Annotated in this window: 19 protein-coding genes and 2 pseudogenes; 13 read left to right on the top strand and 8 right to left on the bottom strand. The window is 70.9% G+C overall.

The features are described from left to right. Positions 1-104 precede the first annotated feature (104 nt). A complete protein-coding gene (locus tag ACFY2B_RS30200) occupies positions 105-2,144 on the top strand; it encodes a DHA2 family efflux MFS transporter permease subunit (protein WP_390766237.1) in 2,040 nt (679 codons plus the stop codon). A 185-nt stretch (positions 2,145-2,329) separates the two neighbouring features. Here the strand turns inward: ACFY2B_RS30200 and ACFY2B_RS30195 are convergent, their stop codons facing one another. Then, positions 2,330-2,743 carry a DUF1992 domain-containing protein gene (locus tag ACFY2B_RS30195; protein WP_390766236.1) on the bottom strand — a complete coding sequence of 138 codons (414 nt, stop codon included), beginning with the start codon at positions 2,741-2,743 and terminating at the stop codon, positions 2,330-2,332. Between the two features lie 108 nt (positions 2,744-2,851). Here ACFY2B_RS30195 and ACFY2B_RS30190 point away from each other — a divergent pair, with 108 nt between their 5' ends. Continuing rightward, entirely contained in the window at positions 2,852-3,244 is a 393-nt protein-coding gene (locus ACFY2B_RS30190) for a hypothetical protein (protein WP_390766349.1), read from the top strand. 28 nt (positions 3,245-3,272) lie between these two features. On the opposite strand, the gene ACFY2B_RS30185 is transcribed toward ACFY2B_RS30190, so the two are convergent. The 3 genes from ACFY2B_RS30185 to ACFY2B_RS30175 form a co-directional block, all read right to left on the bottom strand. Beyond that, positions 3,273-3,944 carry an O-methyltransferase gene (locus ACFY2B_RS30185; protein WP_390766235.1) on the bottom strand — a complete coding sequence of 224 codons (672 nt, stop codon included), beginning with the start codon at positions 3,942-3,944 and terminating at the stop codon, positions 3,273-3,275. A gap of 277 nt (positions 3,945-4,221) precedes the next feature. Beyond that, positions 4,222-5,565 carry a YcaO-like family protein gene (locus tag ACFY2B_RS30180; protein ID WP_390766234.1) on the bottom strand — a complete coding sequence of 448 codons (1,344 nt, stop codon included), beginning with the start codon at positions 5,563-5,565 and terminating at the stop codon, positions 4,222-4,224. A gap of 240 nt (positions 5,566-5,805) precedes the next feature. After that, positions 5,806-5,958 carry a hypothetical protein gene (locus tag ACFY2B_RS30175; RefSeq protein ID WP_390766233.1) on the bottom strand — a complete coding sequence of 51 codons (153 nt, stop codon included), beginning with the start codon at positions 5,956-5,958 and terminating at the stop codon, positions 5,806-5,808. 643 nt (positions 5,959-6,601) lie between these two features. On the opposite strand from ACFY2B_RS30175, the gene ACFY2B_RS30170 reads away from it, so the two are divergent. The 3 genes from ACFY2B_RS30170 (at position 6,602) to ACFY2B_RS30160 (ending at position 10,147) form a co-directional block, all read left to right on the top strand. Further along, entirely contained in the window at positions 6,602-8,650 is a 2,049-nt protein-coding gene (locus tag ACFY2B_RS30170) for a bifunctional glycosyltransferase 87/phosphatase PAP2 family protein (protein WP_390766232.1), read from the top strand. A gap of 110 nt (positions 8,651-8,760) precedes the next feature. Next, positions 8,761-9,171 (top strand): peptidase inhibitor family I36 protein, encoded by a 411-nt coding sequence (locus ACFY2B_RS30165; protein ID WP_390766231.1) that lies wholly within the window; start codon positions 8,761-8,763, stop codon positions 9,169-9,171. A 112-nt stretch (positions 9,172-9,283) separates the two neighbouring features. Next, positions 9,284-10,147 carry a hypothetical protein gene (locus tag ACFY2B_RS30160; protein WP_390766230.1) on the top strand — a complete coding sequence of 288 codons (864 nt, stop codon included), beginning with the start codon at positions 9,284-9,286 and terminating at the stop codon, positions 10,145-10,147. A gap of 40 nt (positions 10,148-10,187) precedes the next feature. Here ACFY2B_RS30160 and ACFY2B_RS30155 read toward each other — a convergent pair whose 3' ends face one another. After that, positions 10,188-11,837 carry a hypothetical protein gene (locus ACFY2B_RS30155; protein WP_390766229.1) on the bottom strand — a complete coding sequence of 550 codons (1,650 nt, stop codon included), beginning with the start codon at positions 11,835-11,837 and terminating at the stop codon, positions 10,188-10,190. Between the two features lie 273 nt (positions 11,838-12,110). Between ACFY2B_RS30155 and ACFY2B_RS30150 the strand changes: the two genes are divergently transcribed. The 3 genes from ACFY2B_RS30150 to ACFY2B_RS30140 all read left to right on the top strand — a co-directional run bounded on the left by ACFY2B_RS30150 (position 12,111) and on the right by ACFY2B_RS30140 (position 16,573). Beyond that, complete coding sequence (locus ACFY2B_RS30150) at positions 12,111-13,550, top strand: glycosyltransferase family 39 protein (protein WP_390766228.1); 1,440 nt, start codon at positions 12,111-12,113, stop codon at positions 13,548-13,550. 205 nt (positions 13,551-13,755) lie between these two features. Next, entirely contained in the window at positions 13,756-15,225 is a 1,470-nt protein-coding gene (locus ACFY2B_RS30145) for a hypothetical protein (protein ID WP_390766227.1), read from the top strand. Between the two features lie 286 nt (positions 15,226-15,511). Then, positions 15,512-16,573 carry a winged helix-turn-helix domain-containing protein gene (locus tag ACFY2B_RS30140; protein WP_390766226.1) on the top strand — a complete coding sequence of 354 codons (1,062 nt, stop codon included), beginning with the start codon at positions 15,512-15,514 and terminating at the stop codon, positions 16,571-16,573. A gap of 1 nt (position 16,574) precedes the next feature. On the opposite strand, the gene ACFY2B_RS30135 is transcribed toward ACFY2B_RS30140, so the two are convergent. Next, on the bottom strand, positions 16,575-16,952 hold the full coding sequence (locus ACFY2B_RS30135; protein ID WP_390766348.1) for an ATP-binding protein: 378 nt from the start codon (positions 16,950-16,952) through the stop codon (positions 16,575-16,577). Positions 16,953-17,071: 119 nt separating this feature from the next. On the opposite strand from ACFY2B_RS30135, the gene ACFY2B_RS30130 reads away from it, so the two are divergent. Both ACFY2B_RS30130 and ACFY2B_RS30125 read left to right on the top strand, forming a co-directional pair. After that, on the top strand, positions 17,072-17,899 hold the full coding sequence (locus ACFY2B_RS30130) for a helix-turn-helix domain-containing protein (RefSeq protein ID WP_390766225.1): 828 nt from the start codon (positions 17,072-17,074) through the stop codon (positions 17,897-17,899). Then, positions 17,880-18,131 carry a DUF397 domain-containing protein gene (locus tag ACFY2B_RS30125; RefSeq protein ID WP_390766224.1) on the top strand — a complete coding sequence of 84 codons (252 nt, stop codon included), beginning with the start codon at positions 17,880-17,882 and terminating at the stop codon, positions 18,129-18,131. Before ACFY2B_RS30130 ends, ACFY2B_RS30125 begins: the two co-directional genes overlap by 20 nt. On the opposite strand, the gene ACFY2B_RS30120 is transcribed toward ACFY2B_RS30125, so the two are convergent. Further along, positions 18,115-19,284, bottom strand: a complete 1,170-nt coding sequence (locus tag ACFY2B_RS30120; protein WP_390766223.1) for a steroid 3-ketoacyl-CoA thiolase — start codon at positions 19,282-19,284, stop codon at positions 18,115-18,117. The two genes, ACFY2B_RS30125 and ACFY2B_RS30120, sit on opposite strands and share 17 nt — an antisense overlap. Positions 19,285-19,526: 242 nt before the next feature. On the opposite strand from ACFY2B_RS30120, the gene ACFY2B_RS30115 reads away from it, so the two are divergent. Then, complete coding sequence (locus ACFY2B_RS30115) at positions 19,527-20,762, top strand: cytochrome P450 (protein ID WP_390766222.1); 1,236 nt, start codon at positions 19,527-19,529, stop codon at positions 20,760-20,762. A gap of 114 nt (positions 20,763-20,876) precedes the next feature. On the opposite strand, the pseudogene ACFY2B_RS30110 reads toward ACFY2B_RS30115, so the two are convergent. Then, positions 20,877-21,236, bottom strand: a pseudogene (locus ACFY2B_RS30110) (transposase); the annotation flags it as partial. A gap of 216 nt (positions 21,237-21,452) precedes the next feature. Here ACFY2B_RS30110 and ACFY2B_RS30105 point away from each other — a divergent pair. Both ACFY2B_RS30105 and ACFY2B_RS30100 read left to right on the top strand, forming a co-directional pair. Beyond that, positions 21,453-22,751: a hypothetical protein gene (locus ACFY2B_RS30105; protein ID WP_390766221.1), complete on the top strand. Its 1,299-nt coding sequence runs from the start codon at positions 21,453-21,455 to the stop codon at positions 22,749-22,751. Between the two features lie 187 nt (positions 22,752-22,938). Next, positions 22,939-23,095: pseudogene (locus ACFY2B_RS30100) on the top strand (ISAzo13 family transposase); the annotation flags it as partial. Positions 23,096-23,599 lie beyond the last annotated feature (504 nt).

Raw genomic sequence — 23,599 nt, 5'->3', positions numbered from 1 at the left:
CCGCGGAGCGTCACATTCAGTAGCCGCCCGTCAGGATTCACAACAGGCCATACCGGGTGAAAACGTTCACGATGGAAGGGTGTCACGAGAGCCCGGGAGGTCCCATGGCGCTGGACACACATGGCTCCACGCAGGACGCCAGGGACGCGGCGGGCGCCGTCCGCAACGTCCTCGTCCCGATCGGCGCCCTGCTCCTCGGACTGATGCTCGCCTCGCTCGACCAGACCATCGTGTCCACCGCACTGCCCACCATCGTCAGTGACCTCGGCGGCCTTGAACACCTGTCCTGGGTGGTCACCGCCTACCTCCTGGCCTCGACCGCCGCGACCCCGCTGTGGGGCAAGCTCGGCGACCAGTACGGCCGCAAGAGACTCTTCCAGCTCGCGATAGTGATCTTCCTGGCCGGCTCCGCGCTGTGCGGCGTGGCCCAGAACATGCCCCAGCTGATCATCTTCCGGGCCCTCCAGGGCCTCGGCGGCGGCGGTCTGATCGTGCTGTCGATGGCGATCGTCGGGGACCTCGTCCCGCCCCGCGACCGCGGCCGTTACCAGGGGCTGTTCGGCGCGGTCTTCGGCACCACCAGCGTGCTCGGACCGCTGCTCGGCGGCCTGTTCACCCAGCACCTGAGCTGGCGCTGGGTCTTCTACGTCAATCTGCCCCTCGGCGTCGTCGCCCTCGCCGTGATCGCCACCTCCCTGCACATCCCGCGCCTGAGGGCCCAGCACGTCATCGACTACCTCGGCACCTTCCTGATCGCCGCGGTCGCCACCTGCCTGGTGCTGGTCGCCTCGCTCGGCGGCACCACCTGGGCCTGGAACTCGCCCCAGATCATCGCCCTCGCCGTGCTCGGTACCGCCCTGACCGGGGTCTTCGTCCGGGTGGAACGCAGAGCCGCCGAACCCGTCCTGCCGCTGAAACTCTTCCGCATCCACACCTTCACGCTCGCCGCCCTCATCAGCTTCATCGTCGGCTTCGCGATGTTCGGCGCGATGACCTACCTGCCCACGTTCCTCCAGGTCGTGCACGGCATCTCGCCGACCCTGTCGGGTGTGCACATGCTGCCGATGGTGGCGGGCCTGCTGCTGTCCTCGACCGTCTCCGGCCAGATCGTCAGCCGCACCGGCCGCTGGAAGGTGTTCCCGATCGCGGGCACCGGGGTCACCACGATCGCGCTGCTCCTGCTGCACCGCCTCGACGAGCACAGCTCCACGGCCGTGATGAGCACGTACTTCTTCGTCCTCGGCCTGGGCCTCGGCCTGGTCATGCAGGTTCTCGTGCTCATCGTGCAGAACGCGGTCTCCTACGAGGATCTCGGCGTCGCCACCTCCGGCGCGACCTTCTTCCGTTCCATCGGCGCCTCGTTCGGCGTCGCCATCTTCGGCACGGTCTTCGCGAGCCGCCTCGCCGTCGAACTGGGCACCGCCTTCCGGGGCGTGCACCTCCCGCCCGGCATCACGGTGCACTCGCTCCAGGCCGACCCGCGTGACATCGGCGGCCTGCCGCCGCCGCTGCGCCCGGCGGCCCTGCACGCCTTCTCGACCTCCATCACGGACGTCTTCCTGTACGCGGCGCCGGTCGCGCTCCTCGGCTTCGCGCTGGCGTGGTTCCTCAAGGAGGACCGGCTGCGCGCCTCGGTGACGGCGCCGGAAGGGACGCAGACGCTCGCCTCCAACCCGGTCCAGCGGTCGTCGTACGACGAGGTGTGCCGCGCGCTGTCGTTGCTCGGCACCCGCGAGGGGCGGCGGGAGACGTATCGGAAGATCACCGAGCGGGCCGGGTACGACCTGCTGCCCGGGGCGAGCTGGCTGCTGCTGCGGATACGGAAGCACGGGTCGGTGGAGCCCGGCGTGCTCGCCGAGAGCGGGCTCGTGACGCTGGGCGTGGTCATGGACGCCGCCCGCCAGATCGAGGAGCGGCGCCTCGCGGTGCGTGACGGACTCGGCCTGTACCTGACCGACCGGGGCCGCCACGTCGCCGAACGGCTGGCCCGGGCCCGTGAGGACTCGCTGGCCGAGCTGCTGGGCGACTGGTGGGGACCGGACCGGCCCACCGACCTGGACCGGCTGGTGAAGGTGCTCACCGACGAGATGTGCGGTTCGCGGCGGGAGCAGCCGTCGAGCGGACCCGCGCCGAAGTTCACCTGAGGCAGCGGCCGATGCCGTGGCCTCGTGCCGAAGTTCACCTGACGCGGCGGCCGAGCCACTTCTGGCAGGGCCACGACGTCGATTTCACCGGTGTCACCTTCGACGGCGCGACCGGTGCGGCGCCCTACGGTCTGCTGCCGGGGAGCGGGACGCCCGTGCCGACCGGGTTGCACGCCGTTTCCGGCCTACGTCTCCCGCGTCGTCCTGCGCCGCTGCCACTCCCGTACGACCTCCTCGACGTCGTACGGCTTCTTGCCGAGCGGCGGACCCGGCGGCGGCTTGAACATCATGTCGCGGATCTTGACGTTGACCTCGGTGATGATCTTCCGCGCGATCCGCTCCGAGGGGGCGGCGAGGGCCGCCGCGAGCGCGTCCTCCGCCTCCTTGCGCAGGGCCAGGGCGGGCGGCAGCAGGGCCAGGCCCTCGCGCACCATCTTGCGCTTGACCCACCACAGTTCGTCGTACGTGGCGTAAACGTCCTGCGGCAACGGCTTGCCGGCACCCGTGAGTCCGTCGAACTCGCCGCGCCCCTGCGCGTCGTGAATCTGTTTGTCGACCCAGGACTCGAACGGGATACCCGGTGGCTTTCGTTCGGTCATGCGTCCATTGTGCCGGACGGCGCACGCATCACGGCCGGGCGATTTATCATTCGCCCGCTGCCACCGGCGCACTTCGGAACGAACATGATCACCTCAGGGGGAACGCACGTGCTCGAACTCACCATGGCCACCGTCTCCGGGACCGAAGCGGGCGCCACGGCCGGGATGGCCCTGGCCGACGCGCCGAGCGAACCGGGCGCGGTGCTGCGCGTGGGGCGCGACCGGGCCGTGTGCCGGCTCGCCACGCCCGACGACTGGCTGTTCGTCTCCCGGGTGCACCTGGAGTTCCTGTGCGGGCCGGACGGCGGCTGGCAGGTGACCTGGCTGCGCGGCTCGCAGCCCGATCCGTCCTCCGTGGTGCGGCTGACGGTCGGGGAGTACGCCCAGAGCATCGAGTACGGCGCGAGCGTGGCGCTGCCGCGGGGCGGCGCCGGCGAGGTCGTCATCCAGGACCGCACCGGCCCGCGCACGGTCAATGTGGGCTTCTACCACGAGGCGTAGCGTCCGGGCGGCCGGCTCCGCACGGCGGTCACGGCAGTACGCGGGCGAGCGCGAAGCCGTCGTAGCCCTTGCTGCCCACCGTCTGGAGCGCCGTGCCGGTGAGCCTCGGGTGGGTGGCGATGAGTTCGATGGCGGCGCGGGTGCCCAGGACGTCCGGCTCGCGGCTCTCCGCGTCGAGCACGCGCCCACCGCGGACGACGTTGTCGAGGACGATCAGGCTGCCGGCCCGGGTGAGGCGCAGCGCCCACTCCACGTAGTGCGGGTTGTTGACCTTGTCGGCGTCGATGAAGACCAGGTCGAAGGGGGCCGGGTTCTCGTCGGCGAGCTTGGGCAGCGACTCCAGCGCCGGACCCACCCGCACCTCGACGACCCGGTCCAGACCGGCGCGGGCGATGTTGCGGGTGGCGACCTCGGCGTGCTTGGCGCTGTACTCCAGGGAGATCAGCCGGCCGTCGGCGGGCAGGGCGCGGCCGAGCCAGATGGTGCTGTAGCCGCCGAGCGTGCCGATCTCCAGGATGTTCCGGGCGTCCTGGATCTGCGCGAGGAGTTGCAGGAACTTGCCCTGGCTCGCGGTGACGCCGATGTGCGGGAGGGCGGCGGCATCGCTCTCGCGCAGGGCCGCCTGCAACGCCTCGTCGTCCGGTGAGAGGTGGCTGGAGAAGTAGAAGTCGACGTCGTCCCAGAGCTGCGACCCGCTCATGCGTGGCATGCCTTTCCGTGTCCGGTACGGCGGTACGGGTGAGTACCCCGCCTCCGGCCTCAGCGGAAGCCGGATGCGGCCAGTCTGCCTCGCGGCACGGGTGATGTGGCGGTGTTTCCCCGCGGGTCAGCCGTGGGTCAGCCGCGGCTCCGCCGCCCGCGCGGCGGAGCCGCGTATCGGGGAGCGGTATAGCTAGCCGTATGGCGGTATGGCGGTATGGCGGTATGGCGGGGAACCGTATATCGGGGATGGCCCGCGCCCCGGGCGCGGGAGGTGCTCAGGTGCGGGCCGCCAGGCCGCGGGGGCCGGGCAGGACGAGGTGGCCGTCGGTGACGGCCATGAAGCGCTCCATGCCGGGGACGAAGACGTTGGTCACGGCCAGGTGGTCGCCGGTGTACCGGTCCCACGCGTAGGAGGAGAACCCGCGGGCCGAGAGCCGGGCCAGGAGGGCGTCGAGGTGGTCCGCCGGGGTCCGCAGGGTGCCGGCGTCCACGGCGGGTACGGCGTCCACGGCGGGTACGGCGCTCGCGGCGGGCACGCAGGGCACGGCATCGTGCGCGCCGTCGGCGGCGAAGGGTACGTGGTGCGCGTCCTTGAGCCGGGCCGAGAAGTCGGCCGTGTAGCAGCGGCGCAGGGCCGGGTGGCGGCTCCCGAAGCGGGGCGCCGCCGGCTGCGGCCCGGCGCCGGACCCGGTCACGCCGGTGTGGATCTGGACCAGTTCGTGCAGCGCCCGTTCGACGGCGTACGTCCGCGACAGGGACGCGCCGCAGCCGCGCACCCGGGCCGCGACGCCCGGTGCGGCCGGCAGGTACGCCCAGTAGGCCGGCACGCCCAGGTCGGTCGTCATCTCCAGCAGCCACACCCGCGCCCCGACGCGCTCCTCGGCGGCCCGGTGCAGCGCGGCCAGCGGTCCGGGCAGGGCGGCCGGGTCCAGCACCCGCAGCGGCGGCGGGGTGCGGGAGAGGAACTGCCGGACCAGCAGCAGCGACATCGCGTCCCGCTCGATGATCTCGTTGAGGGCGTGCACCACGGCCTCGGTCCGGGTGACACCGGCCGCCCAGCCGTTGTTGAGCGCGTAGCGGCCCAGTACGCGGTAGTCGTAGCGGTCGCCCCCGGCGGCGCGGGCCGCGGCCGGCTGGTCGACGTAGCCGGGCATGGAGAGGAAGACGGGTACGTCGGCGCCGCCCGGACCGGTCAGGGACCGGTAGGGCAGACAGGCCAGCGGCCGGTCGGGGCCCTCGGACAGCCGCGCCAGTACGGCCTCCTGCCGTCCGAGGGCGGCGGCCACCCGGTGGGCGCCGCGCAGGACCGTCTGTCCCGGCGGCGGCAGTTCGCCGAGGTGGTGTTCGAGGGCTTCGAAGACGGCGCCGACACGTGCGGTCGGCCCAGGGCCCTTGCCGAAGCCGACGCCGCCGGGGACCGGAACGCCGCCGCGGAACAGATCGCAGCGCCAGGCGCCGGGCTCGGTCCCGTCCACGGGCAGCGGGGTCAGCGACGCGGTCAGGCCCAGGTCGGCCACGGCCCGGCGGGCGTGCCGCGCGGCCTGTTCGACGGGCGTCGCCCGCTCGCCGTGTTGCGGGGCTTCGGCGGCGGTGGGAGCGGAGGCGGCTGACGCGGTCACGGGTGCGGGGCTCTCCCTTTTTGACGCGGGTACGGGCTTCTCGTGGAGCGTGGAGCGTGGGGCGTGTGCGTGTGCGTGCGCGTGGGCGCAGGTTCGTCGCGCGGGGACGGGGACCGGGCCGAGGGCCCACTTCTCACGGGTGCGGGACCGGACCGGGCCGAGGTCATCCCTCGCGTCCGCGGCCCCGGCCCGGCCCGGCTCGTCCCCGCCCGGCTCGTCCCGGCCCGGTCCCGGACCTCGCTACGCGCCCCCGGTCGCCCCGGTCGTCCCGGCCGCGTCCGCCGCCTCGCTCTCCGACTCCAAGACCTCCAGCACGTGTAACTCGCTGTCGGACAGTTCGGGGTTCGTCTGGTGCTTGATGCCCTGCATGTCGAACTGGACGCCGATGCCCATGGCCCTCTCCTTCTTGGTGTGTGCTTTGCTGTGTGTTGGTAATTACTTTGCCTTTTGCAGTCTGCGGTGGGCCACAGACGCCACAACAGTTCTGACCCGGCCATAAAGCGGGCCACGAAAGCCCCGGCCAGGCCATAAAGATGACTCAGAAGCGACTTGCGGAGGGTGGGTGTCGATCAGGTCGGTGGCGTGATCGTGGTGGGTGCGGGCCGGTCGCGGAGGGTGACGACCCTGCTGGTCGCCGGAACCGTGCGCGTCTGCCCCTGCGGTGAGGGCGGGGGTGCGGTCCGTCACCCAGGCCGAAAAGTGATCAGGCGGAATTCGCCCCTTACGTTACATACGAGTCTCGATGTACAGCACAGCCAAATAGCCCGGGGTGACCCGAGCCCGCCGAGTCGCCCCGGGATCCCCGACGCACACCCCCTCGTCGCCACCGATCTCCCGCCCCGTGGACGTAGCGTCCCGCCCCCGCGGACGCAGCCGTGCCCCTCTCGGACTATCGTCTTCCGGACAAAAGGCGGGCGGACGTCAGGTGAAGCAGGGGTTTCCCGCGTCCCCCCAGGGGGCGATGCCGCCTCACGGGGGGGGCTCAGGGAACCCGCGCGGGGCGTGCGGGACGGATGCGGCGGGAGGCCGACGAGGCGTGGCGAACGTGGAGCACGGCGGGCGAGGGGGGGAAGCCTTCGCGCAGGCGCCGGACCAGGCGCGGCTGAAGGTGGCCAGGCTGGGCTTGTGGGCGGTGGCCGCGATCCTCGCGGTACGGCAGTTGACCACCGTCCTCAGCACACCCCGGGGGAAGCGGCTGACGGACCTGGAGACCTGGGTCGGCCCAGGCGGCGTCCTGCACGTCAACGGGTCCCTGTACGACTCGACCCAGTTCACCGGCACCCCCTTCGGCGGGCTGGTCCTCAAGCCGCTCACCCGCGCCGCCCAGCAGGCGCTCGGCTGGGGCTGGACCTTCGGCACCCTGCTGCTGGTCGTCGCCCTCGGCCTGGTCGCCGCCCGTGCCCTGCCCCAGCCCGTCAGCCGCCGCACCTCCCTGCTGGCCACGCCGGTCGCGATCAGCCTGCTCATGCTGTCGCTGCCGGTCCGCAACACCCTCTGGCTCGGCCAGACCAGCATCATTCCGGTGCTGCTCGTCCTCCTCGGCTGCTTCGCCGTGCGCGGGCAGCGCGCCGGCGGCCTGTGCATAGGCATCGGGGCCGCACTCCAGCCGACCGTGCTGCTGTTCGCGCCCCTGCTGTGGTTCACCGGCCGCAGGCGAGCCGCGGTCTGGGCCACCGGCACGTTCGCCGCGGCCACCGTGCTCGCCTGGGCCGCGATGCCGCACGACTCGTACACGTACTGGGTCCACCACATGGCCGGCGTCGGTCTCGGCGGCAAGGCCGACGCCCTCGCCAACCAGTCCCTGCACGGCGCCCTGCTCCGCCTCGACCTGACCGGTCCGCTGGAGATCGCGCTGTTCCTGCTGCTCGGCGCGGTCGTCGCGACCCTCGCCCTGCGCCGCGCCGTGCGCTACGCCCACGACGGCCAACTGCTGCTCGCCGTCGCGATCACCGGCTGCGCGGCCATAGCCGTCTCGCCGACCACCTGGCAGCACCAGTTGCTGTGGGTGCTGCTCGCGGTCGTCGGCCGGGTCGGCAGCCGCGCCTCCGACCGCTACGTCTGGCCGGTGGCCGTGGTCCTGGTGACCACGCTGCCCGCCAAGATGCTGCTGCCGAACACGCCCGCGGTGTACCCGCTGCGGGACAACATCGTGCTGCTCGCGGCGCTGGCCGCCGCCACCGCCGTACCCTTCCTGCCCCGCACCTCGCCCTACTACCGCTCACCGGTCCCGACGTGCTACGCCCCCGCCCCGGCCCGCTTCCGCCGCGTGCCCTTCCTGCCCTTCCTGCGCCGGGTCCTCACCCGCCCCAACCTGCTCCTCGAACTGCTCCTCATACGCGTCACCTACGCCGCCTACCAGCAGGTCCGGCTCGCGGCGGCCGGCAGCGGCGCGGCGGGCCGGGCCACCGCCGAGCACCACGGCCGTCTCATCCTCGACGCCGAACGGTTCCTGCACATCGACATCGAGCTCGCGGTCAACCACGCCGTCGTGAAGATCCACTGGCTGCGGAGCTTCTTCGACTTCTACTACGAGTCCTTCCACTTCGTGGTCCCGCTGAGCGTGCTCGCCGTCCTGTACTGGCGCCGCCCGGTCGACTACCGCTGGGCCCGTACCTCCCTCGGCTTCGCCACCCTGCTTGCCCTGGTCGGCTTCTGGCTGTTCCCGCTGGCCCCGCCCCGCCTGATGCCGAACCTCGGCATCATCGACACCGTGCACGGCGTCCAGGACTTCTCCAAGCCGGACTACGGCACCCTCACCGCCCTCACCAACCAGTACGCGGCGATGCCGTCCCTGCACTTCGGCTGGTCGCTGTGGTGCGGGGTGGTCATCGCGGTCCTCGCGCCGAAGTGGTGGATGAAGGCGCTCGGTCTGCTGCACCCGCTGTTCACGGTGTCGGCGATCGTGGCCACCGGCAACCACTGGGTGCTGGACGCGGTGGGCGGCGCGGCGGTGGTGGCCGCCGGTTTTGGGCTGACCCATGCCCTGACCGGGCCGCGCCCGGCCGCCGCGGGCGCGGACGGCGGCCCGCCCGACCGGACGCCGGACGGACGCGGCCGGGGGAGATTGCACCCGACCGACGTCTGACGGCACGTACCTTCCGCCTCAGCGGCAACATTCGAAGGTTTTCCAATCATCTGTACCTGTGGCCCCGGTTCGCGTGAACTGTCGGTGGCGGACGGAGATCCGCCACCACCATGACCACCCGAACGGGAGGACAGCAGATGAAGCACAAGCTGGGCGTGGCTCTCGGTGCTCTGGCCCTGTGCGCCGTCGGCGCGATCGCGACGGCGCCCACGGCGTCCGCGGCCGAGGCGGGCACGCAGGCCACCTACTTCGTGCTCTACCAGCACGACAACTACGGCGGGAACTACGCCAACTTCTCCGGCTCCGACGTCGAGCTGAACAACAAGTACTGGGGCGGCACCTCCCAGGTCATGAACAACGGTGCCAGCTCGATGCGGAACTTCACCAGCTCCTACGTCGGCCTGTGGGACAAGGGCACGTCGTGCAGCGGTTCCTCGTACACCGCCAAGCCGAACAGTGTCGACAGCGACTTCAGCAACAACAGCTTCGACAACAAGGCGAGCTGCGTCGTCTTCCTGTGACCCACCCCGGGGCGGCGCCGGCCCGGCCGGCGCCGCCCCGGTCCCTTCCCTTCCCTCCCAATCCCTTCCTCCCAATCCCTTCCATTCCGTTCCGAAGCAGTGGAGTGGCCGAATGACCAGGCACCGTGTGGTGGGGACCGTGGCCCTCGTCCTTCTCGCCGTCGGCTGTGGCAGCACCTCCGGACGGCAGGAGGTCCCGGCGACCGTGCTCGCCGCGGCCCCCGAGCCGACCGCGGAGGTACGCGACCTCGTCCTCCCGCTGGACGGCTACCAGCTGTCCGTGAACGAGATCTACCTGATCGAGACCGCCAAGGACGTCCTGACCCGCGACTGCATGAAGCGGCAGGGATACGACTGGGAGGTCATCGACGACCGCGGGCAGTACCCCGATCTGCGCAACCGCCGCCGCTACGGCCTGATCGAGACGGCGGTCGCGACGGAGATGGGCTACCGGACCAACCCCCGGCTGATGGGCTCCACCGACGTCACCGCCCGCAAAGCGGACCGGGAGAACCGCCTCGGCGCGGCGGAGCGGGCCGCCGCGCTGGCTCCCGGCGACGGCTGCTACCCGCAGGCGGGCGACCGGCTCGCACGGGGAAACCAGCCGGACGAGGACCTGGTGGGCCGGCTGAACTCCGGCAGCCTCGACGAGGCGCTGAACAGTCCGGAGGGCGTACGCGTCACGCGTGCCTGGGCGCGCTGCATGGCCGAGCAGGGGTACACGTACAAGGATTTCTACGCCGCCGCCGAGGATCCGCGCTGGGCCCGCTCGAAGACCCCGTCCGCCGCGGAGAAGCAGACCGCGCAGGCCGACGTGGCCTGCAAGCAGCGGGTCGGGCTGGTGAAGGCGCTGAGCGAGGAGGAGCGCGGCATCCAGGAGCGGGACATCCGCGCGCACCAGGCGTACTTCACGGCACTGAAGTCGGCCAAGGACCGCCATCTCGCCGCCGCCCGTGCCGTACTCGACCGGCGCTGACCGGCCCGTCCGCGCGGTCTGTTGCTCCGCGACGGCACGGTCACGGGTGGTCGCGGTTGAGGAACCACACCGTCCACAGCACGACCGCGCACAGCACCGCCAGCCGGAACACCAGCCACCAGCGGCTGCGCACGAAACGCCGGAGCCGGACCAGGGCCGGCTGGACGAACCGCCCGGTGCGCACGCTCACCGTCAGGAACTCCCGTTCCAGCGGGGTCAGATCGGGCGCCGGCCCGTCCGCGGTCAGGAACGCGTCCCGCGCGGCCAGCAGCCGGGCACCCCGGTACAGGGCACCGGGATCCCGGCCCAGTTCCTCCCATTCCCCGGCGGACCGGGTCAACCGCCGCTGGAGTCGCATCCGTTCGCGGTCGCCCTCCACCCAGTCGCGCAGCCGTGGCCAGGCGGTGATCAGCGCTTCGTGCGTGAGGTCCACGCCGGTGCCGTCGACGGTCAGCAGCCGGGCCCGGACGAGGGCTTCGAGCACCTGCTCCGCCTCCTCGGACCCGGCCAGCTCGGCCCGCGCGGCCGGCCGCCGGGTGTCCGGGGTGCCCTCGCCCGGAGTGATCAGCCGCAGCAGCAACCCCCGCGCGAGTGCGGTCCGTCGGGCCGTGAAACCCGCGAACACCTCCTCGGCGGTGTGGGCCACGGCGCCCTGGACGCCGCCGATCGCCTCGTACGCCTCCAGGGTCAGGGTGCGGGACCGCCGCCGTCGCCAGAGTTCCAGCAGGGCGTGCGACATGAGCGGCAACGCCCCCGGCTCCCGGGCCACGTCGGCGACGATCCGGGCGGTCAGCGCCCGTTCCACGACCAGCCGCCCGGCCGCGGCCGGCTTCACCACCGCCTCCCGGACCTGCTCGGGGGAGAGGGGACCGACCAGCAGGGTCGCCGCGTTGAGCGCGTCGACGAGTCCGTGGTGGTCGGTGCACCGGCCGTAGAAGTCGGCGCGGACGGCGATGACCACGCGCAGCCGGGGCCCGTCGGCGGGCCGCGCGTCGGCGGGCGCTCGGGCGGGCAGCAGCCGGCCGATGAACTCCGCGCGTTCCGCCGCGTCCCGGCAGAGCGTGAAGACCTCCTCGAACTGGTCGACCACCAGCACGGTGTCCGCGTCGCCCGGCACCGGCTCCAGCAGCGCGGCATGGGTCCGCAGGGGCGTCGGGCCGGGTGTGCAGATCCGGAGGGCGGCCGGCCGCCCGTCCCGCTCGCCGAGGCCGCGCAGTTCCCGGACGAGCCCCGCGCGCAGCAGCGAGGACTTGCCGCTGCCCGAGGCGCCGACGACCGCGACGAAGCGGTGCTCGCGGACCAGGGCGACGAGGTCCGCCACCAGTTGGTCGCGCCCGAAGAACAGGGCGCCGTCCTCCGTGCCGTACCGGGCGAGGCCCCGGTAGGGGGCCGGTTCGTCGTCCTCCGCCGCGACCGGCCGGGCGGAGAGTGCGTCGGCGAGGGCGTGCCAGCGCCGTTCCCACTCCTCGCGCGGGCCGCCGCAGACCTCGACGTAGGCCAGCGTCACCGGCAGCGACGGCAGCCGTTCGCCGGTGGCGGCACCGGACAGGGTGGGGGCGGAGTACCCGGCGCGGGCGGCCATGGCCCGGTAGGTGGGGCTCCCGGCGATCCGGCGCAACTCGCGCAGCCCATGGGCGAACCGCGGCAGCGGACCGGCGTCCGGATCCAGCGGCTTCTCCGCACGGCCCACGGTGACTCCCCCTGCGCTCCCCGTTCCTGCGATCAGCGGTTCACGGTACGCGACGCGGGATTGATAGGCGGGCCCCATGGCGGCTGACCATCAATTCTCCGGCCCGTTGACTGCTGCCGAGCCACCCGCCGACGGCTCACCGCACCGTACCCGCCCACCGCGTCGTACGCGTCCGTCGCACCGCGCCGCGCCCGCCCGCCGGGGGCCCGCCCCGCCGCACCCGAGGAGCCGGTCATCGCCACCGCAACCCGCCCGCTGCCCATCCACCCGGCCGTGCCGTCCCCGCCGCGGTCCCGCCGGGCCCGCCGCGCGGACCGTCTCGCCGTCCTGGCCCCCGGCGTGCTGAGCCTCGCCCTGGGGCTGTGGGGCATCCGCCGGCAGGACACGCTGTGGCAGGACGAGGCCGTCACCTACGACATGGCCCACCGCGGCCTGCCGGACCTGTGGGCGACGCTCGGCGGTGCCGACGCGGTGCACGGCCTGTACTACCTGCTGATGCACGCGGTGTTCGGGCTCTGGGACGGCGGCCTCGTCGCGCTGCGGCTGCCGTCGGTGCTGGCCATGGCGGGCGCCGCGGTGGGGGTCGCCGCGGTGGGCCGACGGCTGGCCGGGCCGCGCGCCGGACCGGCCGCGGGCGTGGTGTTCGCGCTGCTGCCCGTCGTCCAGCGCTACGCGCAGGAGGGCCGCTCCTACGCCCTGGTCACCGCCCTCGTCGTGGCCGCGACCTGGGTGCTCCTGAAGGCGAGCGACGAGCGCCGCCGCGGCTGGTGGGCCGGGTACGCGGCGCCGGCCGCACTGGCCGGTCTGCTGCACGAGTTCGCCCTGTTGGTGCTCGCCGCGCACGGCGTCGCCCTGCTCGCGGCCCGTGCGCCGCGGCCGGTCCTGCGGGCGTGGGCGACCGCCGCGGGCGGCGCGGCGGCGGTGGTCTCGCCCCTGGTGCTGCTGAGCCTGCGCCAGTCGGGCCAGGTCGCCTGGATCGAGGTGTCCGTGCGCACGGACGTGCTGGGCTTCCTGCTGACCGCGGCCATCGGGACGGCCTGCGCGGCGGTGCTCCGGCACGCCCGCGCCCCCCGGGCGCTCGGCACACTGGCCCTCCCGCTGCTCCTGCTGCCCCCGGCGTCACTGCTGCTGGCCTCGGCGGTCAAACCCCTCTACGTCGACCGGTACGTGCTCTACGCCCAGGCCGGTCTCGCCCTCCTGGTGGCCGCCGCCCTGGACGTGCTGTGGCGGTCCGTCCGCCCACGCGCGGTCCTGGCCTGCGCCGCAGCCGTCGCCGTACTGGTCGCCGTGGGGCCCGTGGGGACACACCTGCGCGGCCCGGCCAGCCGGACCGACGACGTGGCGGCCATCTCCCGCGCGGTGCGGGAGACGACGGCACCCGGCGACGGCGTGCTGTTCCTGCCGGGCAGCCGCCGGGTGTGGACGCTCGGCCGGGAGCCCGCCGCGTACGGTGCGGACGACCTCGCGCTGGCCGCCGCGCCGCACCCGTCGCACACGCTCTACGGCACCGAACTTCCGCCCGCAGGCATCCGGAAGCGGATCCTGGGCGTCTCACGGATCGTCGTGGTGCGGGAACCCGCACGTGAGCGCCGGGAGGCGAACGGGCGGGAGGAGGCCAAGGAGACGGAACTGCGCGACCACTTCACCCGGTGCGAGGGCAGCACCGTCAGCACCGCACGGATCGAGGTGTACGAACGCGGCGACCACTGCTGACCCGGAAAGCGCCCCCCGACCGACCACCACGACACCGACCACCACGACACCGAGCATCACGACACCGAGCACCACCCGACTGCGCAAGGAGAAGACCATCATTCGGCAAGACGACGCCGGGCTCGTCGCCCCGGTCGATCCCCCACCGGCCGACGCCCCGCAGTCCGCGACGCGGCGGACCCGCGGACGCGACCGGGCGGTGGCGATGTCCGTCCCGGCCGCGACCGCGCTGGCCCTCGGCCTGTGGGGGATCGACCGGCAGGACAGCATGTGGCGCGACGAGTCGGTCACGTACCAGGTGGCCCATCGCTCGCTCGGCGACCTGTGGGGCCTGCTGGGCCACATCGACGCCGTGCACGGCCTGTACTACCTCTTCATGCACGCCGTGTTCGCCGTGTGGGACGGCGGTCTCGTCGTCCTGCGGCTGCCCTCGGTGGCGGCGACCGCGCTGGCGGCGGCCGGGGTCGCGGCGATCGGCGGACGGCTGTCCGGCCGGCTCGCGGGCCTGCTCGCCGGGCTCGTCTTCGCGCTGTTGCCGGTGACGCAGCAGTACGCGCAGGAGGGCCGCTCCTACGCCCTGGTCACCGCGGGCGTCACCTGGGCGACGTACTTCTTCCTGCGCGGCATCGAGGGCGGCACGGACGGCACGGTCGACCGCGGCCCCGAAGGCGGGCCAGGAGCCTCCCGGGCCCACTGGTGGGTGGCGTACGCGCTCACGCTCGGCCTCGCGAGCTGGCTGCACGAGTTCGCCGTCCTGGCGCTCGTGGCCCACGCGCTGACGCTGTGGCGGCTGCGCGTGCCCCGGCGGACCTGGCGCCGCTGGGCCCTCGCGGCGGCCTGCGCGGCGCTGAGCCTGCTCCCGCTGGCGGCGGTGAGCGCGGGGCAGGCGGACCAGCAACTGGGCTGGCTGGGACGGCCGAGCCTGAACGCGTGGCTCCAGTTCGCCGCGTTGGCCGTCGCGGGCCTGCTGCTGTGCCGGTTCCTCGCGCGCGGTTCCGGCGCCACCGGCTCCGGCACCCTGGCCGCCCTCGCCCTCCCGCTGCTGATCGCCCCGGCCGGACTGCTCATGGCGGTCTCCCTCGTCAAGTCGTGGTACGTCGACCGGTACGTCCTGTACTGCATGGCCGGTCTCGCGCTGCCCGCCGGTGCCGCCCTGGCCCGCGCCGTCCGGCGCCGCCACCGGCTGGCCCCGGTGGCACGCGCGCTGACCGCCGGTGCGGTGGCCGCCCTCGCCGTCGCGGTGCTGCTGCCGTGGTCGCTGCTGGTCCGTTCCCCGGAGAGCCGCAAGGACGACGTGGTCGCCGTCGCCCATGCCGTCGAGCGGACCGCGCACGACGGCGACGGCGTCCTGTTCATGCCCGCCCGGCGCCGCGAGTGGCTGCTGTCGTACCCGTCCGTCCTCGACCGCCTGGACGACCTGGCGCTCGCCGGGTCCCCGGCCGCCTCGCGCACCCTGCAAGGCACCGAACTGCCCGCCGAGACCATCCGGCGGCGCATCCTGTCGGCGGACCGCGTCATCGCGCTGGCCGATCCCGCCGGGCAGCCGCTCGACCCCTTCCCGCAGGAGGAGGTCAAACGGCAGACCCTGCGGTCGTCTTTCGAGGTGTGCGAGCGGATTCGCGTGCGCGGCGCGCAGGTTCTGGTCTACGCCCGCCCCGGGCACTGTGTTCGCTGATGCGCACGGAGTCTTTTGAACAGGCTCGAATGTCCCGTATCTGGCGATTCTTTTTGACGGGTGAAAAGCGCTTCCGTCCCGTTTTCTCCTCACTCGACATGTGCGGGTGTCCGAAACGATATGGAGGAAATCCCGCCGTCGTGTGAGGATCCGAACGGACGGTGACGGGGGCCTTCCGAGACCGCCGCACACGTCTCTTCCGCTGGTCGCCGACCCGACCGGCGGTGTGTGGCAGTCAACAATGGGGGATTGTGTGATTTCCGCTTATCTGACCTCTGACGCTCTGATGTCCACCACGTTCGTGGTCTCCCCGCTGGAGCAGCTCGGCTCCCTGCTCGGTTTCGGCCTCACCGCCGTCGGCGGGCTCAAGCTGGAACGAGCCGTACGGGAGACCTCCCTGCGCCACGACGGGGGTCTGCTCATGGCGTTGCGGCGGGCGAAACAGAGCTATGTGCCGGGTTTCCTGTTCGCGGGCGCGGCGGACCACGGCTCGCTCGACGAGGAACTGCACGCGGTGGCCACGGCGCCGAGCCGGGTCGTCGCACGCCAGATGGGGAGGTTCCTGGAGTCCGTACGGGCCGTCCGGGGGCCGGAGCCGGCCGAACTGCGGAAGATCACCACCGCCCTGGAGGCCGGGGAGCGGGCGTTCGCCCAGCGGATCGCCCGGGAACTGGGCCGGTTCTGGTCGGCGAGCGTGTCGGCCCGCTGGAACTCCGTACGCCAGGCGGCCGAGGGCGACATCCGGCACCGCGCCGCCGCCATCGCCGAACACGGGCTGGCCGCCACCCTCAACTCCCTGCACCCGGCCCTCACCTACGACTCCGGCACCCTCCGCATCCAGGACCCGCGCACGCTCCAGGTCCGCGAAACCAGCCGGATCACCCTGTGTCCCGCACCACTGGCGACGACATGGCTCCTGCGCACCGACCCGTGGGGCGAGGACGGAACACACCTCACCTACCCGGTGAGTTCCGGCCGGAGCGGCATCCGGCCGGCGGCGGATCCCACGGCGTCGGACTCGCTGGGCCAGGTCATCGGGCAGGCCCGCTTCCTCCTGCTGTCGGACCTGGACAGACCCCGGATCACCATCGAACTCGCCGAGCGGCACCACATGACCGCCTCGACCGTCTCGTACCACCTGACCCGGCTGCACCGGGTCGGCCTGCTGAACCGGATACGCGAGGGCAACCGCGTGTACTACCAGCGCACGTCCGAGGGCGACCGGCTCGTCGCCCGCCAGGGCCGCGCCCGCGCCGCCCAGCGCCCGGACCGCCGGCTGCGGCCCGTTACGGGCGCCAAGTGGGCCGCGGGCACGATCGAGATCGCCCCGCACGTGTCCATGTGCTGAATCACGGGGCCGACGGGCCCGTACCGCACTCGAACCACACGGTCTTCCCGCCGCCGGGCCGCGGCTCGACGCCCCACTTGTCGGCCACCGCGTCCACCAGGACGAGCCCGCGCCCACCCTCCCGGTCCATCGCCGACCCGAACGAGACGAGCGGCAACTCGGGCGACCCGTCGGTCACCTCCACCCGTACGACCGCCCGCCGCCGCTGCACCAGCAGGACGCAGCGGCGGTCGGGTACGTGCCGGACGACGTTGGTGACCAGCTCGCTCACGCCCAGCTCCACAGCGTCCGACAGCTCGGCCCGCCCCCAGTCGTGCAGCAGCGAACGGACGATGTTGCGGATGTGCCGTACGGAGTGCTCTCCGACCGTGAGGCTCATGCGGTAATGGGGAATATTGAAGTTCACGCAACGAGGCTGACCTGCCGCGACTACGCTCGGCTATGGAACAGACACAACGGGTCCCGCTGTGGACCGAGTTGCGCGAGAGGGGATCACACGTGACCCACATCAACGTCCTCGACCCGGGCGCCTCGCCGCTCGACTACTACGGCTTCGAACTGCGCCGTCACCGAGAGTCCGCGGGACTGACACAGCGGCAGCTCGGCGACATCCTCAACTACACGGGGTCGCTGGTCGGCCAGATCGAAACCGCGCGGAAGTTGCCGACGCAGGAGTTCAGCGAACGGGCGGACGCGGCCCTGGAGACGGGCGGCCTGCTGTCACGACTGGTCGAGCTCGTGATGCGGTCGCAACTTCCGGCTTGGTTTCGGCAGGTGGCGGAGCTGGAGGCGCGGGCGACCGAGGTTTGCACCTTCCAAATGGGCATGGTCCACGGACTGTTGCAGACGCCCGAATACGTACGTGCGGTACTTGGCGCGCTGGACGACACTGACCTCGACGACCGCACCGCCGTACGGCTGGCCCGTCAGCGCATCTTCGAGAAGACGGAACCACCGATCTTCTGGATGGTGCTCAGCGAGGCAGCCCTGCACCAGGAGATCGGCAACTCGGAGATCATGCGTGGCCAACTGGCCCACTTGATCTCGTTCGAGAGCAATCCGCGGATCAATGTCCAGGTGCTGCCGTATTCGGCCGGTGCGCATGCGGGACTGACCGGCTCGTTCAACCTCTACCGTTTCACGAGCGACCCGGCCATCGTTTACACAGAGGGTTACGGAAGCGGGCATCCAACCGCGAACCCGGAAACCATCACGGATTGCTCGCTCCGTTACGATCATCTTCAGGCCGCCGCTCTATCCCTCAAGGACTCGGCGGATTTGATCCGGCGCGTGATGGAGGACCGCTATGGAGAGCAAGTGGCGTAAGTCCAGCTACAGCAGTGACCAGGGCGGTGATTGCGTCGAGTGCGCCACCCTCGGCGCTCTGGCCTGGCGGAAGTCGACGTATAGCAGCGACCAGGGCGGCGAATGCTTGGAGATCGCCGATCTCCAGGCCACCGTAGCCGTCCGCGACTCCAAGAACCCCGCGGGCCCGCACCTGGCGTTCGAGCCCGCGGTGTTCACGGAGTTCCTGGGGTGGGCTACAGCCGCTGAATGATCGTCCCGGTGGCCAGTCCACCGCCCGCGCACATCGTGATCAGCGCGAACTCCTTGTCGGTGCGCTCCAGTTCGTGGAGCGCCGTGGTGATGAGGCGGGCCCCGGTCGCTCCGACCGGGTGCCCGAGCGCGATCGCACCGCCGTTCACGTTGACCTTCGCCAGGTCCTGGTCGAAGACCCGGGCCCAGCTCAGCACCACCGACGCGAACGCCTCGTTGATCTCGACAAGGTCGATGTCCCTCAGGGACATCCCGGCCTTGCCGAGCACGGCGTTGGTCGCGTCGATCGGGCCGTCCAGGTGGTAGTGCGGGTCCGCGCCCACCAGCGCCTGCGCGACGATCCGGGCCCGCGGGCGCAGCTTCAGCGCCCGCGCCATCCGCTTGGACGCCCACATGAGGGCCGCCGCGCCGTCCGAGATCTGTGACGCGTTGCCCGCCGTGTGGATGGCCTTCGGCATGACCGGTTTCAGCCCGGCCAGCGCCTCCATGGACGTGTCGCGCAGCCCCTCGTCCTTGTCGACGAGCCGCCACATGCCCTGCCCGGCGTGCTGCTCCTCCTCGGTGGTGGGCACCTGCACGGCGAACGTCTCCCGCTTGAAGCGCTCCTCGGCCCAGGCGTTCGCGGCCCGCTCCTGCGAGCGCAGCCCCAGCCGGTCGACGTCCTCGCGGGTCAGACCGCGGTTGCGGGCGATGCGTTCGGCCGCCTCGAACTGATTGGGCAGGTCCACGTTCCACTCGTCGGGGAACGGCTTGCCCGGACCGTGCTTCGAACCGGAGCCGAGCGGCACCCGCGACATGGCCTCGACGCCGCAGCTGATCCCGACGTCGATGACGCCGCCCGCGACCATGTTCGCCACCATGTGCGCGGCCTGCTGCGAGGAACCGCACTGGCAGTCCACGGTGGTCGCCGCCGTCTCGTACGGCAGGCCCGCGGTCAGCCAGGCCGTACGCGCGGGGTTCATGGACTGCTCGCCGGCGTGGGTCACCGTGCCGCCGACGATCTGCTCCACGCAGTCGGCGGGGATGCCGGTGCGGCCCAGGAGTTCTCGGTAGGTCTCGCCCAGGAGATAGGCGGGATGGAGGTTGGCGAGCGCGCCGCCGCGCCTGCCGATGGGGGTCCGTACGGCCTCGACGATCACGGGTTCCGCGGCCATGGGGGAAACGTCCTCTCCTCGGTCACCCGCGCGGCGCGGAGGCGTCCCGGCCCGGCCCCGCCACGCATAACTAGAACGCGTATCAGTTCTGTGTGCAGTTTGCTGACAGACCGTCCGTGACCGCAAGGGGGTTGCGGGCAATTTGGGTCCTCATGGGCCTTGCTAGTTCTAGAACCTGTTACTACCTTCGCGGCAACCGGGTTATCCTGATGGTTCGTCAGAATGGTGGGAGTGAGCCGCTCATGCCCTGTCCCGCGCTGCCCGACGGGTTCGACCTCACCGACCCCGATCTGCTGCACAGCCGCGTGCCCCTGCCGGAGTTCGCCGAGCTGCGCCGGGCCGAGCCGGTGCGCTGGATCCCGCAGCCGCACGGCCTGGCCGGATTCGCCGACGACGGCTACTGGGCGGTGACCCGCCACGAGGACGTCAAGTACGTCTCCACCCACCCGGAGATCTTCTCCTCCACCCTCAACACCGCGATCATCCGCTTCGGCGAGCACATCGAACGGGACGCCATCGACGTCCAGCGGCTGATCCTGCTCAACATGGACCCACCCGAGCACACCAGGGTCCGGCAGATCGTGCAGCGCGGTTTCACGCCACGTGCCATCCGCGCGCTGGAGGACCGGCTGCGGGCCAGGGCGCACGCGATAGTCCAGGGTGCGCTGGCCCGCTCCGGGCCCTTCGACTTCGTCACCGAGGTCGCCTGCGAACTGCCCCTCCAGGCCATCGCGGAACTGATCGGTGTACCGCAGGAGGACCGCACCAAGATCTTCGACTGGTCCAACAAGATGATCGCGTACGACGACCCGGAGTACGCGATCACCGAGGAGATCGGCGCGGAGTCGGCCACCGAGATCATCGCGTACGCGATGAACATGGCCGCCGACCGCAAGCAGTGCCCGGCCAAGGACATCGTCACCACGCTGGTCGCCGCGGAGGGCGAGGGCAACCTCAGCATGGACGAGTTCGGCTTCTTCGTCCTCATGCTGGCGGTCGCGGGCAACGAGACCACCCGCAACGCCATCACCCACGGCATGCACGCCTTCCTCACCCACCCCGACCAGTGGGACCTCTACAAACGCGAGCGCCCGGCGACGACGGCGGAGGAGATCGTCCGCTGGGCCACCCCCGTCAACTCCTTCCAGCGGACCGCCACCCAGGACACCGAACTGGGCGGGCGGCGGATCAGGAAGGGCGACCGCGTCGGCCTGTTCTACGCCTCCGCCAACCACGACCCCGACGTCTTCGCCGACCCGGACTCCTTCGACATCACCCGCGACCCGAACCCGCACCTCGGCTTCGGCGGCGGCGGGCCGCACTTCTGCCTCGGCAAGTCCCTGGCGGTGCTGGAGATCGACCTGATCTTCCAGGCGATCGCGGACGCCATGCCCGACCTGCGCCTCGTCGGCGACCCGCGCCGGCTGCGCTCGGCCTGGATCAACGGGGTCAAGGAGCTTCAGGTCAGCGCGGGTTGACCGGCCCTGTCCCGGTCGGTCACCCGCACCGCGCCCGGAGACAGCCGCTCCGATCAGCACGGCCTACGTGGCCGCTTCCCGCGGCAAAAGACGGCGCTCGCGCTGAACGCCACTCGCGTAGTCGTGCGCGGCGCGGGCGCGGACCTGCTGGTGGGACTTGTTGTGTGCTTCTTTCCGGTCCGGAGGGTCTTCGTTCTTGTGTCGGTGGTGGGGCACGACGGGCGCGGTGCCGGGACGGCCGCTGTCGGTGGTCGTGAGTGTTCTGCCGGCGGCGGCTTTGGCGCTGGATTCCTCCCGCGCCTTGCAGTCGTTGCGGTTTCCGGTGAGGGGCTGGCCCAGTACGGCGACCAGGCGGGTGTCGGCGTCGATGACGGCCTGGTGGTTGGTGGAGTACCGGCGGTTCTTGGACTGTTCCGCCACCGTGTGGTCCCGGGCCGGGACCAGGGTGCCGTCCGCGATGAGTCCGGTGTCCTGCCGAACGGGGAGGGATGAGCCCGCTGAACGGGGCTGTCCAGGACGGTTCCGATGCCGTGATCACACTACCCACATCAAGATCATCTCACCCGTGACCAGCAGTTACGGTCGCGGGGAAAAAAAGACGGGATGAACTTACGGCGGATCAGTCCCGTTGTAGCACCGGAAAGCCTGGGAGGCCGGGACTCCCGACCGCAGACGACCGGAGGTCACACGATGCCGAAGCTGACAAACCCCAAAGAGGTAACAGAAATTTTGAAAGAGTTCTTGCGTTCCGATCAGAGTCTGCGGAAATTCGCGAAAAGTAAAAATATAAAACCGAATACATTCTACAGCTGGGCCAAAGGCGCAACGGTTCCGGGTGGTCGTGCGGGTTTGGAACCCGAGGATCGGGAGAAGTTGGACGACCGTTTGCAGGAAAAGCGGAATAAGACGGATCCTCAAGAGGTAACAGAAATTTTGAAAGAGTTCTTGCATTCCGGTCAGAGTCTGCCAGAATTCGCAAAAAGTAAAAAGGCGAGTCGGGCTACCTTCTACAACTGGGCCAAAGGCGTAACGGTTCCGGGTGGTCGTGCGGGTTTGGAACCCGAGGATCGGGAGAAGTTGGACGACCGTTTGCAGGAAAAGCGGAATAAGGCGGATCCTCAAGAGGTGACAGAAATTTTGAAAGAGTTCTTGCATTCTGATCTGAGTCTGCCAGAATTCGCAAAAAGCAAAAAGGTGAGTCGGCTTACCGTCCGCAACTGGGCCGGAGGCATAGCGGTTCCGGGTGGTCGTGCGGGTTTGGAACCCGAGGATCGGGAGAAGTTGGACGACCGTTTGCGGGAAAATGTGAGGGATGAGGATGATTTCCAAGAGGTAACAGAAATTTTGAAAGAGTTCTTGAATTCCGATCAAACTATGCAGGAATTCGTAACAGAAAAAGATTTAAATCGGTCTACCTTCTACAACTGGGCCAAAGGCGTAAGGGTTCCGGGTGGTCGTGCGGGTTTGGAACCCGAGGAGCAGGTGAAGCTGGACGATCGTTTGCGGGAAAAATCCAGGAGGGGGCCCCGGCTGGAGCTGGGGGTGGCGGGCACTGGCGTGGGTGCTGCGGTGGAAGATATGCCACAGGCGGCCGCCGGGTCGCCTGCTGCGGCGGTTCCGCCGCAGCAGGCGTCGGAGTCTTACACTCAGCCGTCCCTCGCGCAGTACGCAACTGCTGGCCTCCTCGCGATGGAGGGCCCGGCCGGAGCCCTCGGTTCCACTACTTTGGCAGCTGCCGCCGCGGACCGTCCTCGTCCTGCCCTGCCTGGCGGCCTTTCCTCCTTCGGTGCGAACAACAGAACGCTTCCCCCTCCCTTCCCGAGCAGTGCCGTGTCGTCGGACTACCTCCACGGTCCCGGCACCCCCGCCCCTGCCCCCGTGTCCGGCAACAGCAAGGGGCCACTTCCCCAGCTGCCGGACAATCCCCCACGACCGGATTCCTTCTTCGGGCACGGCGGCTCGCAGGGGCAGGCGAGAGGCGGACGCTGAAGAGCCCGTCGGCGGCAGCCCGCAGGAGGTGCGGCCGACGGACGCCGTATCCGTCACGAGACCCCCAGCAACCCCGACCCCCGCGAACTGTGCGGGCACTGGCATCCCGCCGGTGGCCTCCCGCAAGCGCGCCCCGGACATCAAGACTCTGGGCAAGCTCTGTCATGAGCTGCCGTGACGGCTGCCGATGGCTGCGGCGGCCCGTGTCCTGGGACACGGCGGTGTTCGGGCCGTGGTGCGGGCATCCTCGGTGAGTGAGACCACGGTCCGCAAGGGCGTAATTCGAGTTGAAGGCCGGTGAGGAACTACTTCTGAGACGCGTGTGGCGGCCGGGCGCGACAAGGTATTCCTGCCAGGTGCCGGCCACCTACGGCCCGGGTACGGCCGGGACCGAAACGATCACCACACGCTCGTGGCGACCACGCAACACGTGCAGATCGCCGGCGTGAATCGGAGTCGCCTTCACACGGATCAACGCCTGACCGGCTTCTGCCGTGGGAATAGGCTGCGACTGCAGCCGTAGGGATCGGCTCACCGGCCTCTTCGGCTACGAGGGTGCGCATGGATCGCGGCATGAGTGACCTTCCGCCTCTCAGCACCCGACGAACCCGGCAGACGTTCTGGGCGGGAACGACGACCTCTCCGGCGGGCCTCAACGCCGTGTGTAGAGCTCGCCTCGCCTGATCGATCGCCAGATGCCACCCTGCACTTCTCTCCCAGTGGTGCAGGAGCGAGAAAGCCTGCTCGACGACCTGACAGAGCTTGCCCAGAGTCTTGGTGTCCGGGGCGCGCTTGCGGGAGATCACCGGCAGGATGCCGGTGCCGGCGCAGCGGGGGTCGGGGTTGGG

It is taken from the genome of Streptomyces sp. NPDC001270, assembly GCF_042896695.1.
Taxonomy (GTDB): Bacteria; Actinomycetota; Actinomycetes; order Streptomycetales; family Streptomycetaceae; genus Streptomyces.
This window is presented reverse-complemented; position numbering and strand designations above follow the sequence as displayed.